General features: G+C 63.5%; 16 protein-coding genes. 6 read left to right on the top strand and 10 right to left on the bottom strand.

From position 1 onward, the window contains the following. Positions 1–499 precede the first annotated feature (499 nt). The gene (upp, locus tag ABSG20_RS17425; RefSeq protein WP_423865755.1) at positions 500–1135 is read left to right on the top strand and encodes a uracil phosphoribosyltransferase; all 636 of its coding nucleotides are present in this window, start codon (positions 500–502) and stop codon (positions 1133–1135) included. A gap of 81 nt (positions 1136–1216) precedes the next feature. Here the strand turns inward: upp and ABSG20_RS17420 are convergent, their stop codons facing one another. From ABSG20_RS17420 to ABSG20_RS17405, 4 genes are all read right to left on the bottom strand, one after another. Continuing rightward, a complete protein-coding gene (locus tag ABSG20_RS17420) occupies positions 1217–1912 on the bottom strand; it encodes an RES family NAD+ phosphorylase (protein WP_423865754.1) in 696 nt (231 codons plus the stop codon). Next, positions 1913–2329 carry an antitoxin Xre-like helix-turn-helix domain-containing protein gene (locus ABSG20_RS17415; protein ID WP_423865753.1) on the bottom strand — a complete coding sequence of 139 codons (417 nt, stop codon included), beginning with the start codon at positions 2327–2329 and terminating at the stop codon, positions 1913–1915. Further along, positions 2283–3185 (bottom strand): DMT family transporter, encoded by a 903-nt coding sequence (locus ABSG20_RS17410; RefSeq protein ID WP_423865756.1) that lies wholly within the window; start codon positions 3183–3185, stop codon positions 2283–2285. The genes ABSG20_RS17415 and ABSG20_RS17410 overlap by 47 nt, the downstream gene beginning before the upstream one ends. 128 nt (positions 3186–3313) lie before the next feature. Further along, a complete protein-coding gene (locus ABSG20_RS17405) occupies positions 3314–5410 on the bottom strand; it encodes a BTAD domain-containing putative transcriptional regulator (RefSeq protein ID WP_423865752.1) in 2097 nt (698 codons plus the stop codon). A 269-nt stretch (positions 5411–5679) separates the two neighbouring features. Between ABSG20_RS17405 and ABSG20_RS17400 the strand changes: the two genes are divergently transcribed. The 3 genes from ABSG20_RS17400 (at position 5680) to ABSG20_RS17390 (ending at position 7188) form a co-directional block, all read left to right on the top strand. Further along, positions 5680–5856, top strand: coding sequence for a hypothetical protein (locus ABSG20_RS17400; RefSeq protein WP_423865751.1), 177 nt, complete (start codon positions 5680–5682; stop codon positions 5854–5856). A 112-nt stretch (positions 5857–5968) separates the two neighbouring features. Continuing rightward, entirely contained in the window at positions 5969–6736 is a 768-nt protein-coding gene (locus ABSG20_RS17395) for a DUF6065 family protein (RefSeq protein ID WP_423865750.1), read from the top strand. Between the two features lie 2 nt (positions 6737–6738). Continuing rightward, the gene (locus ABSG20_RS17390) at positions 6739–7188 is read left to right on the top strand and encodes a helix-turn-helix domain-containing protein (RefSeq protein WP_423865749.1); all 450 of its coding nucleotides are present in this window, start codon (positions 6739–6741) and stop codon (positions 7186–7188) included. Positions 7189–7222: 34 nt separating this feature from the next. Here ABSG20_RS17390 and ABSG20_RS17385 read toward each other — a convergent pair whose 3' ends face one another. The 5 genes from ABSG20_RS17385 to ABSG20_RS17365 form a co-directional block, all read right to left on the bottom strand. Continuing rightward, entirely contained in the window at positions 7223–7408 is a 186-nt protein-coding gene (locus ABSG20_RS17385) for a hypothetical protein (RefSeq protein WP_423865748.1), read from the bottom strand. Between the two features lie 265 nt (positions 7409–7673). Beyond that, positions 7674–9320 carry a GMC family oxidoreductase gene (locus tag ABSG20_RS17380; RefSeq protein ID WP_423865747.1) on the bottom strand — a complete coding sequence of 549 codons (1647 nt, stop codon included), beginning with the start codon at positions 9318–9320 and terminating at the stop codon, positions 7674–7676. A 24-nt stretch (positions 9321–9344) separates the two neighbouring features. Next, positions 9345–9938 (bottom strand): GNAT family N-acetyltransferase, encoded by a 594-nt coding sequence (locus ABSG20_RS17375; protein WP_423865746.1) that lies wholly within the window; start codon positions 9936–9938, stop codon positions 9345–9347. 9 nt (positions 9939–9947) lie between these two features. Further along, a complete protein-coding gene (locus ABSG20_RS17370; RefSeq protein WP_423865745.1) occupies positions 9948–10877 on the bottom strand; it encodes an SMP-30/gluconolactonase/LRE family protein in 930 nt (309 codons plus the stop codon). Between the two features lie 151 nt (positions 10878–11028). After that, positions 11029–11862, bottom strand: coding sequence for an AraC family transcriptional regulator (locus tag ABSG20_RS17365; RefSeq protein ID WP_423865744.1), 834 nt, complete (start codon positions 11860–11862; stop codon positions 11029–11031). 271 nt (positions 11863–12133) lie between these two features. On the opposite strand from ABSG20_RS17365, the gene ABSG20_RS17360 reads away from it, so the two are divergent. Further along, the gene (locus tag ABSG20_RS17360) at positions 12134–13378 is read left to right on the top strand and encodes an ABC transporter substrate-binding protein (protein ID WP_423865743.1); all 1245 of its coding nucleotides are present in this window, start codon (positions 12134–12136) and stop codon (positions 13376–13378) included. Between the two features lie 93 nt (positions 13379–13471). Here the strand turns inward: ABSG20_RS17360 and ABSG20_RS17355 are convergent, their stop codons facing one another. Further along, positions 13472–13846: a hypothetical protein gene (locus tag ABSG20_RS17355; protein ID WP_423865742.1), complete on the bottom strand. Its 375-nt coding sequence runs from the start codon at positions 13844–13846 to the stop codon at positions 13472–13474. 204 nt (positions 13847–14050) lie between these two features. Here ABSG20_RS17355 and ABSG20_RS17350 point away from each other — a divergent pair, with 204 nt between their 5' ends. Then, a complete protein-coding gene (locus tag ABSG20_RS17350; RefSeq protein WP_423865741.1) occupies positions 14051–14257 on the top strand; it encodes a hypothetical protein in 207 nt (68 codons plus the stop codon). Positions 14258–14729: the final 472 nt, after the last annotated feature.

Genomic DNA, 14729 nt, shown 5'->3' with positions numbered 1-14729 from the left:
GTTTCGCGGCATCGCATGGTGCGCGTAAGATGGCGGATTACGCCCAGCGGGCCGCGCGTTGCGCGGACCCGCTTGGCTAATCCGCCCTACGGACCTGGGATGAGGACCTTGCAACCGTCATTGCGAGGAGCTCTTGCGACGAAGCAATCCAGCTTTTCTTTATGTGGCTGCGATGGATTGCTTCGCTTAATCGAGCGCGCGTTCGCGCGCCCGATTGGCTCGCAATGACGAACCAGGAGCACCCTATCGGCCCTGTTTTGAGCGAGGCTTTCATTCGAAACCGGGTTTCATGCCCAGTGCGCCGGCCGCGCCGATGAGGAGCTCAGGATGAAGGACCGAGAGCATGGAAACGACAGGTTTCACGGAATCGCTCGTCCAGGTGCGACGTTCAGCTTTAGCCTGGCGGGCGTGGGACGTAAGATCCTGGAATTCACAGCGCGGCTATCGTCATGCGAAATGCCATTGACGAGACCAACCAGGCTCCGGCAAAAGACTTCGCATGGCAGCCAAGTCAGTCAATATCGTCAGTCATCCCCTGGTTCAGCACAAATTGTCGCTGATGCGTGAGCGGGATCGCTCCATCAAGGGCTTTCGCGAGCTCCTGAACGAGATCGGGATGCTGCTCTGCTATGAGGTCACGCGCGACCTGCCGCTGGAGCTGGTCGATATCGAAACGCCGCTGATGCCGATGCAGGCCCCGATGATCGCGGGGAAAAAGCTGACGCTGGCTCCGATATTGCGCGCCGGCGTCGGCTTTCTCGACGGCATGCTCGCGCTGGTTCCCTCCGCGCGCGTCGCCCATATCGGCCTCTATCGTGATCCCGAAACGCTCCAGGCGGTCGAGTATTTCTTCAAGGCGCCGCAGGATTTGTCCGACCGGATGGTGGTCCTGATGGATCCGATGCTGGCGACCGGAAATTCCGCCTGCGCCGCGGCAACGCTGCTGAAGTCGAGAGGCGCCCGCGACATCCGGTTCGTCTGCCTGCTGGCGGCGCCCGAAGGCATCGCCCATTTTCAGCACGAGCACCCGGACGTCCCGATCTGGACCGCCGCCGTCGATGAGAGGCTCAACGATCACGGCTACATCCTGCCCGGCCTCGGCGACGCCGGCGACCGGATGTACGGGACCAAGTGAGGACGAACCGACAGAAGAATACCGAGGGCCGACAGCACCAGCCGATCGGCACCTATATCACCCGCTCCCTTTTCAGATCAGCTACTGACCTTGCCGCGTCACCGTCGGCGTCAGCGCACCTTGCCATTCAAGCCGCCAGATTGCTCCCTGCCGCAGATTTTGGACGAGGTCGGGACGGAATGCCGCGAGGCAGGTTCCACCGGAATGCCGGATTGAAGGGTAGATAATGCCGTTGCCGGCAGCTTCCTGGCGAAGCTGTTTCGCGAGGGCCTGGCCCGCTGGATACGCGATCGCCGGATTGGCATGGAGAGCCGGATGAGCTTTAAAATCGGAAGTGCGCAGATCATGGAACGCACCGAATAAATCGGCGATCAACTCGGCATAGTCAGTGACGTTTTCGAAGCGTCCGATCGCTTCGAGTTCACGGGTGAGATGGTACGAGACCTCGCTGATCGCAGTCTCCGGTTCGAGCGCGCAGTACCACGCCCCCCGACTGTCATCGTTGAACCGGTTGCCGCCCGGCCGCGTGTGTGTAAAGGCCGCGTTGATGAAGGTGTAGCCGGCGCGACCGAACACAAGCTCTCGCGGATCCAGGTTCGGCAGGCCGGTCTCCTGCGCTTGCAGCCGCCCGTTGGTGACGCTCTCCAACGCAGCAAGATCTTCAAGCGCCCCGTGATTGGCGGCCAGCGGCAACAGCACAGGATCTTTCAAGCGGCCAGTCGAGATCAATCGCACCGTGTCGCGCTGCGTCACGTCGAACGTCGTCGGCAGCGCCATTCATAGACCGCCGCGCAGGGCATCGATATGCTGACGGACCTCAAGCATCTTGGGAATGCCACCCTCGATCATCGCGTCGAGCGGACGCCGACCGCCATATAGCGGTCCCTTGTTAGGCAAACGCACCCATTCGTCCGACAGCGGCTCGGAAAACAGCAGTCGCAGGCCCTTGAAAATGCCGATGAGTGCACTGACACGGGTAAGGGTGTCGTGCGACAGTGCGCCAGACCACTCCCCCTTCTTCATCCGAAACCAGGTGCGCTCAGAGACATCGCCGAGCAGCGCGCAGACCTCGGCACTGGTCAACCGCCAGATTTCGGCGAGCCGAACCACCCCGTCGACGGCCGCCGGCGTCAGCCGCTCGCGGATATCAGCGTCGGAGAGGTTCGGAATTGCCGCCGCCTGTCCTGAGTCCACGCAGTCCGGCGGCGAGAAGCACGCCCAGACTGATCGCACCCACCGCGAGCCATTCGGTCAAGGAGGGCCGTTCGCCGAGGACAAGCGCGCCAATGATGGTCCCGAGCACGGGTACCAGGGAAATAAAGGCTGCCGCCCGCGAGGCGCCGAGGATGACGATGGCCCGGCTCAGCGAGAACAGCGACACGGCTCCCATCAGCAAACCCTGATAAAGCGCCTGAAACGCAAGTTCGAGCGCCGGCGCGCCGCGAAGGCCGCCCGATTCCAGCCACAGCGCGCCATAAAGGGGGAGATAGAACAGCATGGAGTAGACGCCGATCAGCGCGGCGCCTGATATCGCGGACAGGCCCGAGCGGCGCATGCGCACCGCATAGATCGAGCCCATGAGACCCGCGCAGACGAAGAGAAGGTCACCTTTCCAGACGCCGCTGGAGAGGCTCCCCAGGCTCTGCCCGGCCATCGCCAATGCGCCCGCCGCGATGAGCGCGACACCGATTGAGCGAGGAAGGGACAGCCGCTCGCGAAGAAAGACGGCGCCGATGACGGCCGCGAACATCGGCAGAAGGCCGGGCGAGAGAGCGGCCATATGCCCCGCCGGAGCATAGCGCACGCCGAAGGTGACCAGGAGCGCGAGCGGCGCTCCCTGAAAAAACGCCAGCACGAGCCCCTGGCGCCAGCCGCCATGCGGCATGGCGCGGGCGTGCCTGATCAGGACCGGCACGAGGATCGCGCCGCCGACGGCATAGCGCAGCGCGACGAGATCCTGCGGGGTCAGTGTGTGGACGACGCTAAGGCGCGTGTAGGCGGGCCAGGCACTCCAGATCACGACCGTCAGCAAGGCCCAGAGGATTCCCACGGCGGCCGCCGGCAATTGAGAGGCGGTAGCGCTATCCAAGGCAGCATGGAGGGTAGCCACGTTGTCCCCAGCCGGTCGCTGCACAGAAGCACTCTCTTCGGAAAGGTCGTGGAAGGATACTGCGCGCGCTATCCAGCAGGCACGCCGGCCAAGGCGAGACCCTGCATATAGCGCTCGCGGTCCGCCGGATTGCGGAACGGATAGACCCGCCCGAAGCTCGCCACCGTGAATCCGGGCTCGAGCGAGAGCAGCTTCACGATATACGCTGCGGCTTCCTCGCTTCGGCCCAAATGACCCAACGCCGCGATCAACGGCTTATAGCCATTGACGAAGTCGGGATTGGCCTTGGCCGCGCGGCGCCCGATGCTGACCGCCTTTTCGTAGTCGCCCTTGAAGACATAGGCGACGGCGTAGAAGTACTCCCACAAGGGAAACAGCGGATCGGTCGGCGCCAGATCGCGGTAGCGGTCCAGGCGTTGCAACGCGAGATCGGGCTGGCCGATATAGCAGCAGGTCGGCGCACTGAGCGCCCACACGAAAGCGAGATTGGGATTGAACCGCAGCGCGCGGTCGAAATAGTGCATCGCCGATTCAAAGTCCTTGTCCAGAAATGCGCAGATATGCGCATAGATGCCGAGCGCCTCCGCGTTCTCGGGATCAATGCGGATCGCGCGCACCGCCAGATCTTGCGCCGTCGCGAAAGCCGCGATCGGGTCGTGCGCCCAGCCCTGTCCGACATGCCAGACCTGCCAATAGGCGGCCCAGGCGAGAACGTTGGCGTTGGCGGGGTCGGCATCGAGGGCGCGCCCGATGAGACGGCCCGCCTCTTCGTACTTGTCCTGCTCCATGCTGTACATCAGCGGAATTGCCTGAAGCACAAGGCCGTCGGCGCCGAGATCGCGAGGCCGCCTCTCCTGGCCCTCGATGAACAGGATAACGGGGTCGATCCGCGCCACCACGGGTGCTACGACCAGCTCGTTTACCTGATCCAGCATTGCCGGGGCCAGCTCGAACCGATCACTCCAGACCGGACGCGGCTCGTCCGCCACGTCGAGCAGCCGCACGCTCAGTTGCATCCGCGACTCGTCCCCGGCGAGGTTTCCGTCGACCACGTAGTGCAGGTCGTCCCGACCGGCGACAGCGGCGCCGGCGCCCGTTTCCTGCCAGTGCTGAAACACGGCCGGCGCGATCACGTCGAACCATCGGAAGCGCGCCAGCCCGTCGGCGATCTCCTGGCTGAGCCGGAAAGCGAGCCTGTCGGCGTGCGCTGCATGGGCCTGAAAGGGAAGGACCTTGACGCGCAACCGCGCGCGGGTGCCGGCCGTGGTTGGCGCGCGCGGCCAGTCCGGTGCCGGCGAACCGGCCGCCTGCCGGATCGCGGAGACGGCGGATGCGTTGTACGCCCGCAGCGCTTCATGCAGAGCGCGGGTTTCCGAAGAGGGCTCAACATCGAGCACCGTCCTGAGCGCGTCCCGGCATCGCTCATACTCGTGCAGCGCCTGCGCCCGCTCGCCCATATCGGCGAGCGCTCGCATCAGCGCGCGCGATGCCCCCTCGTGGGTCGGATCGAACCCTATGACGCGGCGGGCCGTGGCGGCACGCCGCTCGGCATCGGATGCGGCGGCATCCCGCAATTCGGATTCAAGCAATGCGCGAAGCTGCTCGTTGAACCGGGTGCGTTCGGTGAGCAGCCACTGATCAAACGATGGGCTGATCCCGTCAAGCCCGTCGAGCATCTCACCCGGGCAAAGCTCCGCAAGGTCGCCGCGGGACCCGCGGGCCGGCAGCCGTTCCGGCGCCAGAACGGCCCGGGCGTCGATCCAGCAGGCGGACGCGTCCAGCCTGATCGTATCGCGCGAGAGGACGATCAATTCGTCGGCAAGCGGTTCCATCGCCACGGTGAGCTGGCGGAGCGCCTGACGAAAGCTCGCATTGGCCTGGGACTCGGGTACGCGGTCCCACAGCATGCCGGAGATCCGGTTTCGCGTAACGGCCGAATCGGCATTCATGCAGAGAAAGGCCAGCAGAGCGCGTGCCTTTCGGCTGCGCGGCAGAATGTCCTGTCCAAGCCAGGTCGTGGCGCGCATGCTGCCGAGCAGATGGATGCGAACAAGAGGCGTTCGAGGCGCGGGTGCGAGCGGTTCAGCGCGTCCGAGCCGCACGACCTTGTCCTGGACGATCAGCCCATGGGACGGGCGATGAGCAGTCCGTGTCGGTTCGGACATGGCATCCGGCGCCTCGCGCCGTCCTCTCGTCGATTGAACCTGAAGTTGCGTAACTCCAACTATACATGACGCGAGAATTTGCCCAAGCTTTTTTTCACGTAATTTTCACACGCCCTTCACGCCGGCGCACGGAACATAAGGAGCGCGCCGAATTTTTCACGCGGTCACGCCGCATCGATCACGTCCGCACTTGTGGCCTGCTGCTAACTTGCGGCTTCTGCTAATGTGTGCGGCCGGGTCAGCGGATCCGGCTTAACCCGGAGACTATCATGAGCAGCATTTCCAACGACGTGACGATCAAGACGCAGATCCCGGCCGAGATCGCCGACAGCCGCAAGGTTCGTCTCGGCGGCGCCTGCCCGAACCTGCCCCCGGTGCGCATTGCGCCCGCCGAAGTCGCGGATAGCCGCAAGGTTCGTCTCGGCGGCGCCTACCCCGCGTTCTGAAGACAGGCCAATTCCGGGACGCGACCCTTTCCGTCCCCGCCCCTGCCGACGTGATGCTTGGCTGCGTATGCCGCGCGGCAAGGGATGTATTTGCCAATGTGGGAGGACGCGTGTGGACGAGTTGCCAGGGCGTGACGAACCGCTTGCCACCTTCTTTCGTCTTGTCCCCGACGCCCGCCTGCCGCAGCGGGCCGACCGCGCCGCCGCCGGGATGATGCCGACTCGCGCCTTCCGGCATTGCGACGCGCTCACGACGGCTTCGGCTTTCGGCTGGTATGTTTTCCCGCCGATCCAGTTCAGCCTGATCTGGGACGGCTCGAATGTGATCTGGACCTACGAGGGCGCCGACGGTTGGTACCCACTGAAGACCGCCCAGTTCCCGGGCTTTGCCGACCGCTTCGACCAGGTGGCACCTCCGGATATCAAGGGGTTTTCACCGCCCTTCCTCGTTGCCTTCATAGAGCCGGGCATCGTCCAGATTTGGTCCGGCCTGATTGCCCGTACCGCGCCGGGGTGGAATCTTCTCGTGCGGCCTCCCGCGAACTTCGTACGCCATCCCGGCTATGAGGCCTATGAGGGTATCATCGCGACCGATCGCTGGTTCGGCCCGCTGTTCACCAATATCCGCCTCGCGCGAACCGACGTTCCCATCTCGTTCGACCCGGAAATGCCGTTTCTTCAGGTCCAGCCCGTGCCCGCGAGCCTGTGCGGCGCAGCGCTGGACAGGTTCGAGACCGTGCCCGAGATGGCCGGACTGCGCGCGGAAGACTGGGATGCGTTCCGCACCACCGTGGTCCGGCCGAACACGGACCCGCACCGCCAGCGCGGCCAATATGGCGCGGCGGAGCGCCGTCGCCGCAAGCACAAGGCGGAACCTTGAGGATGGCGCGGGATCAGCAAACGCCGACGATGAGTCGTGCGGGGCGAACCAAAAGCAGGTCCGTCAACGCGATTGACCAGCATGTGGGGCAGCGTATCCGCGCCCAGCGCCTGCTGAAGGGCATGTCGCAGCAGGCGCTCGCTGGCGCGCTCGATCTGACGTTTCAGCAGGTGCAAAAATACGAAAGAGGGGTCAACCGCATCGGCGCCGGCCGGCTGAGCCAAATCGCCGCCGCGCTCGGTACATCCATCGGTTTTTTCTATGAGGGCGCGCCGGGAGCCAGCGGGCCGGAAAGCGGAAACGACGCGCGCATGACAAGTCTTACAGGCTTCCTCGCCACCAAAAACGGCCAGCAGCTGGTGCGTTCGTTCGAAGCGATCCCGGACGGCGATCTCCGCCAACGGATTCTCGCGCTGATGGCCGCCCTGTCGCGCCGGCCGACCGAAAAGTAGCCGCCCGCGACGATCATGGTCCGGTGTCCCTGGGTCAGCTGCCGTCGAAATCCGACTCAATGTCGCGATCATGCCCATCACCGGCAACCGTCTTGGCCTCCAATGTGGCCATTTCCAGAAGAAAACACAGGGTGCCGAGACCGGCGCGCTGAGCTAACGATGCCAGCTCTTGCAAATGGCTACCTATGAAAGATGCCACCTCTGCCTGCTCGTCATCCACGACAGCCCCCGTGGTCGCCCGCGTGATAACAGGTTGCATCAAATACCGCGCACTAACAAGGGTTGGATACGGCCACGGCAAGCAATCATCGACATGACCGCACGCAGCATGATGACCGCGCCGTAGTTGTATGGCGATCGGAAACTGACGCTGGACTATTTGCCATTCCCGGTTGGACCGCTCCGATCGCTTCCCTGCAAGCCGTGAACCAATGGTTCGCGGGCCGTCCTTCGCGCCAGGGTTTCAACCCGAACAGGCCGGATGATCAAACCGTCGTCCCGCTAACACCGATCGCCTCCGGCAGCTTGCGGCCGCGGATCATATCCGACGCCTTGTCGGCGATCATCAGGGTCGAGGCATTGAGATTGGCCGAGATCATCCGCGGCATGATCGAGGCATCGATCACGCGCAAGCCTTGCATCCCGTGCACGCGCAGCTGGTCGTCGACGACTGCCCAGCTCTTGTCAGCCGGTCCCATCCGGCAGGTGCAGCCGGGGTGGAAGGTGGTGGTGCCACGCTGCGTCGCCGCGGCGAGAAATTCGTCGTCGGTCTGCACGCCGGGGCCGGGAAAATCCTCATAGGCAAAATAGGGCTGCAGCGGCACGGACGAGAGCAGGCGCCGGGCCAGCTTCATGCCGGCGACGATGACGCGGCGATCGAGTTCTTCCACCAGATAATTGGTCTGGATCAGCGGCGGCTCGAACGGATCGGCTGAACGGGCGCGAACATAGCCGCGGCTTTCGGGGCGCTGCTGCCAGGAGGCAACGGTCATGCCGGGCTCGTCCTCGAGCTGGCCCTGCACGCCCTCCTTGTAGCTCGCGGGCGTGAAGGTCAGCTGCAGGTCCGAACTCTCGGTGGTCTGGCCGGAGTGCCAGAAGCAGTACACCATGGTCGGCGACAGCGACAGCAGGCCACGCCGCGTCGTCGCCCATTTCAGCGCCTCCAGCCACAGACTGAGGCCGCGCCGGCGCTCGTTGATGGTCTTGATGTTCTTGACGCGGACGACCGAACGCGGCGCGTAATGATCCTGCAATCCCTCGCCGACGCCCGGCAGCGCGTGGCGCACCTCGATGCCGAGCGAGCGCAGCAGATCCGGCGATCCGACCCCGGACAGTTGCAGCAGCTGCGGCGAGTTATAGGCGCCGCCGGCGAGAATGACTTCCTTGGCTGCGCGGACCTGCATCGGCGCGCCGCCCTTGCCGCCTTTGAGGTAGCGCACGCCGGTCGCGCGCTTGCCCTCGAACAGGATGCCGGTGGCATGGGCATGCGTCCGGACATGGACATTCGGCCGCTTCATCGCCGGATGCAGGAAGGCGGTCGCCGCACTGACGCGCAGGCCGTTCTTGATGGTGCGCTGGGCGTAGGAAACGCCCTCCTGGATCGCGCCGTTGTAATCGGGGTTGCGCGGAATACCGAGGCTGATAGCGCCGGCCATGAAGGCCTCGCAGAGCGGATCCTTCCAGTCCATGGTGGTGACGGCCAGATCGCCGTCGCGCCCGCGATAGGTGTCGTCGCCCTCACCGATGCGGCGCTCCAGCCGCTTGAAATAGGGCAGCACATCCGGATAGCCCCAGCCACGGTTGCCGAGCTGCGCCCAGGTATCAAAATCCTGGCGCTGGCCGCGGTTGAAGATGTGGCCGTTGATCGAGGACGAGCCGCCCAGCGTCTTGCCACGGGGCGCGTAAATGCTGCGGCCGCCGGTCCAGGGCCCGGGCTCCTGCTGGTAGGCCCAGTTGATGCTCTTCATGTGGAAGGTTTTGATAAAACCGGCCGGCAGATGGATGTAGGGATGCCAGTCGCTGGGGCCTGCTTCCAGCACGCAGACGCTGGTGAGAGGATCTTCGCTGAGCCGGTTGGCAAGCACCGAACCGGCCGAGCCCGCGCCCACGATTACATAATCGAATGTTTCCATCGTCCTGACATTCCGGCGGTCAAGCTACCGCGCTTTCTCGTTCAGTTGATAGGTGAGATGCGCCTTCACCGTCGGCCATTCGCCGGCGATGATGCTGTAAACGACGGTGTCGCGCAGCGTGCCATTGGCCGCGATCTGATGGTTGCGCAGGATGCCGTCGAGCTTTGCCCCCAATCGCTCGATGCCGCGCCGGCTCTGATGATTGAAAAAATGCGTGCGGAATTCGACCGCGATGCAGTCGAGTTGTTCGAAGGCATGGGTGAGCAGCAGCAGTTTGCACTGGGTATTGAGCGCGCTGCGCTGCACCCGCTTGGCATACCAGGTCGAGCCGATCTCGACCCGGCGGTTCGCCGCATCGACATTCATGTAGGTCGTCATGCCCGCGATTTGACCGTCGGCGTCGAACACCGTGAACGGCAGCATGGCGCCGGCCGCCTGCAAAGCGAGCCGGCGCTCGATCTCCCCGGCCATATTCCCGGGCCTGGGGATGGAGGTATACCATAGCTTCCACAGCTCGCCGTCCTGCACCGCTTCCGTCAGCCCGTCGATATGGTCTGATGACAACGGTTCAAGCCGCGCCCACGGCCCTTGCAGCGATACCGGTCCAAGCCAAGGCATCGATCACTCTCACTTGTTCAGAAAGTTCAGTGGCAGGCCTGATCGAGCCCAGTCCATCGCGATCAGTTCGCCCTTGCCGGACAGCGTGATGTAGGCGGTCTTCAATTCGGGCCCGCCGAAGGCGATGTTGGTGGTGACGCGGTCGCCGGTCGGCACCTGTTCGACAACGGAGCCATCGGGCGCGATCACCGAGATACAGCCCGAAATCAGCGTCGCCACGCAGATGTTGCCACAGGCCTCCACCGCGAGCGAGTCAAACATCTGGTAGCCGCCGAGCCCGGCGATCGGCTTGCCGCGCTCGCCGCGATAGATCACCTCGCGCGGTTTTACCGTACCCGGTGCGGAAAGGTCGAACGCCCACAGCCGCGCCGTCGGCGTCTCCGCGACATAGACGGTGTTTTCCTCCGGCGACAGCCCGATGCCGTTGGCCGGCAGCATGCCGAATACGCCTTCGACGATCTCCGTCATGCCGGGCTTTATGTAGTAGAAGGCACCGACATCCATGTCGCGGGCGCGGCGCTTGCCCAGATCGGTGAACCAGAGGCCGCCGTGCCGGTCGAACACCAGATCGTTCGGCCCCTTCAGCGGATGCTCGCCGCATTTGTCGAACAGGGTTTCGACCTTGCCGGTTACGAGATCGACGCGCTGGATCGAGCCGCCGATATATTCATGCGGCTCCGGCGCGCCCGGCATCATGGTGCCGCGGGAGGGCACCCAGCTGAAGCCGCCATTGTTGCAGACATAGCATTTGCCGTCCGGACCGATCGCCGCCCCGTTGGGGCCGCCGGCAATTTGCGCGACCACGTCTTTTCGTCCGTCCGGCCACACCCGGGTCAGGCGCTGGCCGCGGATCTCAACCAGCAGCACCGAGCCGTCCGGCAGCACCACCGGCCCTTCCGGGAATTCGAGACCGCTGGCGAGAACGCGAATGTCGGACATCAAATCCTCCCGGCTTTTCTTGGGCGCAGGCGGATCTGGCGTTGGTGCCGCGCGCGCAACAAGTTCGTTGCGCGCTGTTATGGCAAAGTCGTTATCGCTTGCCAAGCAATCAACTGGCTGAAGCCCGCAAGGCAGCTCCGCGTTGCCCGGCTTATTCCCTCACCGGCACCCAGATTTCGAGGCCGCCATTGCCGGTGAGCGGATCGAAGCTTTCGTCATAGCGCTCGAAGTTGGCCGCATCTGCCGCCTTCAGTCCGGAGGCAGGCAGCCAGTGATTCCAGATCGCATTGATGGTGCGCCGTATCGACGAGATGTGGTCGCGGTGGGCGAAGACCGCGTAGCGCTGTTCGGGGATACGCACGCGGCTGAACTCGCGCGGCAGGTCGGAGAAATCAGCCACTTCGACGCCTGCGATGTAGTCGAAATTTCCGGCGTCGTCGCCGTTGCAGCAGACACCATAGGCCACCTTCCCGATCCGGCCGGGAACATTCGCTACCGATTGATTAAAGCGCTGCCACTGGCCGGGAATGCCGGCGCCGTTTTCGTGGCTATAGCGCTCGCCGAGACCTGCGATCAGCAGCGGCTTGCAGGTTTCAAAACGCGGCTTCTGAAGATTGTCTGTGGCGGTTGAATCCATTTGGATCGGCTCCTGAAGTCTGAGGTTGTCGAGGCGCGCCAAGCTGCGGACCGCTTCGGGCGTGATCCCGAAATGGTCGCGGAAGGCGCGGGTGAATGCTTCGTGAGAGCCGTAGTCCGCCTCCAGCGCCAGTTCCAGGATATTGGGGGCGCCGGCGGCGAGTGCGCGCGCCGCCTCGCTGAGGCGCCGGGCCCTCACGTAGCGCATGACCGATAACCCCGTCGCGGCGGCGAACGCGCGGACCATGTGGAAGCGAGAAATTCCGGCCACGCCAGCGATCTCGTCCAGCGAAAGCTCGCTGGCGAGGTGGCTTTCGATGAACCAGAGCGCCTTCTGGGCAGGATTCATGGACCACAAGCCTTCCTTCGAAGCCGGGGCATCTTAGACGCTTGGCGCGCGCCTCATTTGACAGTCCTTGCGCTGCTTCCTCAACGCCAAGAAAATCAGATGCGGCAACCATGGGTCTCCCACCCCCTTCGATACAGCGCAAAATAGCAGCCAAGGCTTTGCTGGCAACACCATCCTAATCGTGCATACTGCCCGACGAATTCAATTCGACGGCTCAACAAGCTGCCCCTAAAAGACTGCCCGAGCCGCGGCCAGCACGTCAGGGAGAACGATGATGCATCACCACGCCTTGAGTCAAAATGCCTTGAGCCTTGCCAGATCCGCGGCTCTTGCCGGACTTCTTGCGGTCGCGATTGCAAGCGTCGCCAATGCCCAGAAGAAATACGATCCCGGTGCCACCGACAGCGAAATCAAGATCGGCAATATCATGCCCTATTCGGGGCCGGCGTCGGCCTACGCCACGATCGGCAAGACCGAGGCGGCCTATTTCAACAAGCTCAATTCCGAAGGCGGCATCAACGGCCGCAAGATCAACTTCATCTCCTATGACGACGGCTACAGTCCGCCGAAGACGGTGGAACAAGCGCGAAAACTGGTCGAGGCCGACGAGGTGCTGCTGATCTTCAACCCGCTCGGCACCCCCGGCAACACCGCTATCCAGAAATACATGAACGCCAAGAAAGTCCCGCAGCTGTTCGTCTCGACCGGCGCGGCGAAGTGGAACGATCCGAAGAATTTTCCCTGGACCATGGGCTGGCAGCCCAACTACCAGACCGAAGCGCGCATCTATGCCGCCTACATCCTGAAGAATCATCCCGGCAAGACCATCGGCGTGCTCTATCAGAACGACGATTTCGGAAAGGACTATCTGATCGGCCTGCGCGAGGGCCTCGGCGACCAGGCCAGCAAGCTGATCGTGGTAGAGGCGTCCTACGAGACCAGCTCGCCGACGGTGGATTCGCAGGTGGTCCAGATCAAGGCTGCCAATCCCGACATTTTCGTCAATATCTCAACGCCGAAATTCGCCGCGCAGGCGATCAAGAAGATCGGCGAACTGAAATGGTCCCCGATCCATTTCCTCACCAACGTCTCGGTGTCGGTCGGCAGCGTCATGAAGCCGGCCGGCTATGAAAACAGCCAGGGCATTCTCAGCGCGGCCTATCTCAAGGACCCCAAGGATCCGCGATGGAAAGACGATGCCGGGCTCGGCGAATGGCGCGCCTTCATGACCAAATGGTACCCCGAAGGCGACCAGGAAGACGCCTCCACGGTGTTCGGCTATGGCGTCGCCAAGGGGCTCGAGCAGGTGCTCCGGCAGTGCGGCGACGACCTCACCCGCGAGAACATCATGAAGCAGGCGGCCAACCTGAATTTCGAGATCGGCATCTATCTGCCGGGCACAAGGATCAAGACCAGCCCGACCGATTTCGCGCCGCTGGAACAGCTGCAGATGGAACAGTTCAAGGGCGAGAGCTGGGAATTGTTCGGGCCGCTGATGTCAGGCGAGAAGAGCTGACGAGGGTTAACGTGGAAGCGACGCCGTCCTCGGACGGCTATGCCGGAGCATGGCGAGCTTTGGTTTCAGGCGCCTGGCCGCGACGACGCTGTTTCATTTCACACCCTCCTTCGCCGGCCCCGCGTCTTGGCCCGGCGAAGGTTCAGCTTTCTTCTTCTGATCCTCAATCGCCTTCTTCTGCGCCGCCTGCAAATCGTCCACGGTCTTCTGCAGCGCGACCACGGCAGCCTTCAGCCCCTCGACCTGCGCCTTGGCGGCATCGAGCTTCTGCTGATGGTCGGCGGCGAGTTTTGTCATCGTCTTCTGCAGAAAATCGACATTGCTCTGCAGGCAGCTGGTGCGCCGCTCCATGGTCTTTTCGACCGTGCAGATCTCGATGCCGGGAACATCCTGCGCGGTTGCGACCATCGGTGCCTGTATGCAGGCCGCTAGAATCAGCGAGGCGGCGAGTGCTGCGCGGCCGGTCATCGAAATCCTCATCTGAAGTGCCGCTCGGCCGAAGGTCAATTTGCTCGGGGCAGAGCCACAGGGCCGAAGCTTCACCATGAAGCTACCACACTGAAACCTCATTCGCGCGTTGAGGTTCGCCTCTGGCGCCCCCGCCGACAGTTTTGGGCGCCCGCGGTTGTAATACGGGCAGCGCAGTTTGCGCGTCTTTACGGAGATACTGGAATGGCAACGCGCGAACGACGTCTGGCCGAATTCAATGGCGAAGGAGAACCGCCCCCGGATCAGCCGGTGCAGGTGCTGTGCGAGGACCACAGCGGCACCTATCAACTGCCGTTCGCCTGCCGCTTCGTCAATGGCGAATGGCGCAATCACGAATCCGGCGGCCCCGTTCAGGCAACCGTGGTCGGTTGGCGCCTGCAGCGCTCCTGACCGCACGCGGGGCTATCAAAACCAGAACCTTGGCTCGCGCTGTCTCAAAATGCGACGGCATGCGGGACTGCTTTAAGCTTCGGAACGCGGCCGGAACGAAAGGCGCCCGAATCGGACTTTTGGTTCCGTGCATGCCTGTTCACGGCTAGCTATCCGCATCCCCAAGACAGGTCGCACCAGATGCAGCGCGATCCCGGTCCAAGCCCGACAATCAACAGGCGCCGAAGGTTAACAGCTACCGAGGCAACAGTGGCAGCGGCGAGCTCCCGGCGATCGGGAAAGGCCTTTCTCCGATCTTGCCACTACGTTTGCACCTGCCGATACTGCCCTCCGAAACCACGATGGTGCCCGCAGTCCTACGAGGCCAGCACTACTTCCAGGGCGTCACCGGCGGCACCTTGTCGGTGGCGGGTGGCACGTCGACGGTCTTGAAATCCGCCGGGCTGACGATTTCCAGATATTCCATGTCCGG

Source organism: Bradyrhizobium sp. (assembly GCF_049512235.1).
In the GTDB taxonomy this organism is placed as follows: Bacteria; Pseudomonadota; Alphaproteobacteria; order Rhizobiales; family Xanthobacteraceae; genus Bradyrhizobium.
The sequence above is the reverse complement of the archived record's forward strand: the minus strand, read 5'-3'. Positions and strand labels throughout refer to the sequence as shown.

Excerpts from the sequence above, each read along its gene's own strand:
- ABSG20_RS17390 (WP_423865749.1), top strand. The coding sequence starts at position 6,739 with ATGGCGCGGGATCAGCAAACGCCGACGATGAGTCGTGCGGGGCGAACC.
- ABSG20_RS17380 (WP_423865747.1), bottom strand. The coding sequence starts at position 9,320 with ATGGAAACATTCGATTATGTAATCGTGGGCGCGGGCTCGGCCGGTTCG.
- upp (WP_423865755.1), top strand. The coding sequence starts at position 500 with ATGGCAGCCAAGTCAGTCAATATCGTCAGTCATCCCCTGGTTCAGCAC.
- ABSG20_RS17400 (WP_423865751.1), top strand. The coding sequence starts at position 5,680 with ATGAGCAGCATTTCCAACGACGTGACGATCAAGACGCAGATCCCGGCC.
- ABSG20_RS17350 (WP_423865741.1), top strand. The coding sequence starts at position 14,051 with ATGGCAACGCGCGAACGACGTCTGGCCGAATTCAATGGCGAAGGAGAA.
- ABSG20_RS17355 (WP_423865742.1), bottom strand. The coding sequence starts at position 13,846 with ATGACCGGCCGCGCAGCACTCGCCGCCTCGCTGATTCTAGCGGCCTGC.
- ABSG20_RS17420 (WP_423865754.1), bottom strand. The coding sequence starts at position 1,912 with ATGGCGCTGCCGACGACGTTCGACGTGACGCAGCGCGACACGGTGCGA.
- ABSG20_RS17405 (WP_423865752.1), bottom strand. The coding sequence starts at position 5,410 with ATGTCCGAACCGACACGGACTGCTCATCGCCCGTCCCATGGGCTGATC.
- ABSG20_RS17360 (WP_423865743.1), top strand. The coding sequence starts at position 12,134 with ATGATGCATCACCACGCCTTGAGTCAAAATGCCTTGAGCCTTGCCAGA.
- ABSG20_RS17370 (WP_423865745.1), bottom strand. The coding sequence starts at position 10,877 with ATGTCCGACATTCGCGTTCTCGCCAGCGGTCTCGAATTCCCGGAAGGG.
- ABSG20_RS17375 (WP_423865746.1), bottom strand. The coding sequence starts at position 9,938 with ATGCCTTGGCTTGGACCGGTATCGCTGCAAGGGCCGTGGGCGCGGCTT.
- ABSG20_RS17365 (WP_423865744.1), bottom strand. The coding sequence starts at position 11,862 with ATGAATCCTGCCCAGAAGGCGCTCTGGTTCATCGAAAGCCACCTCGCC.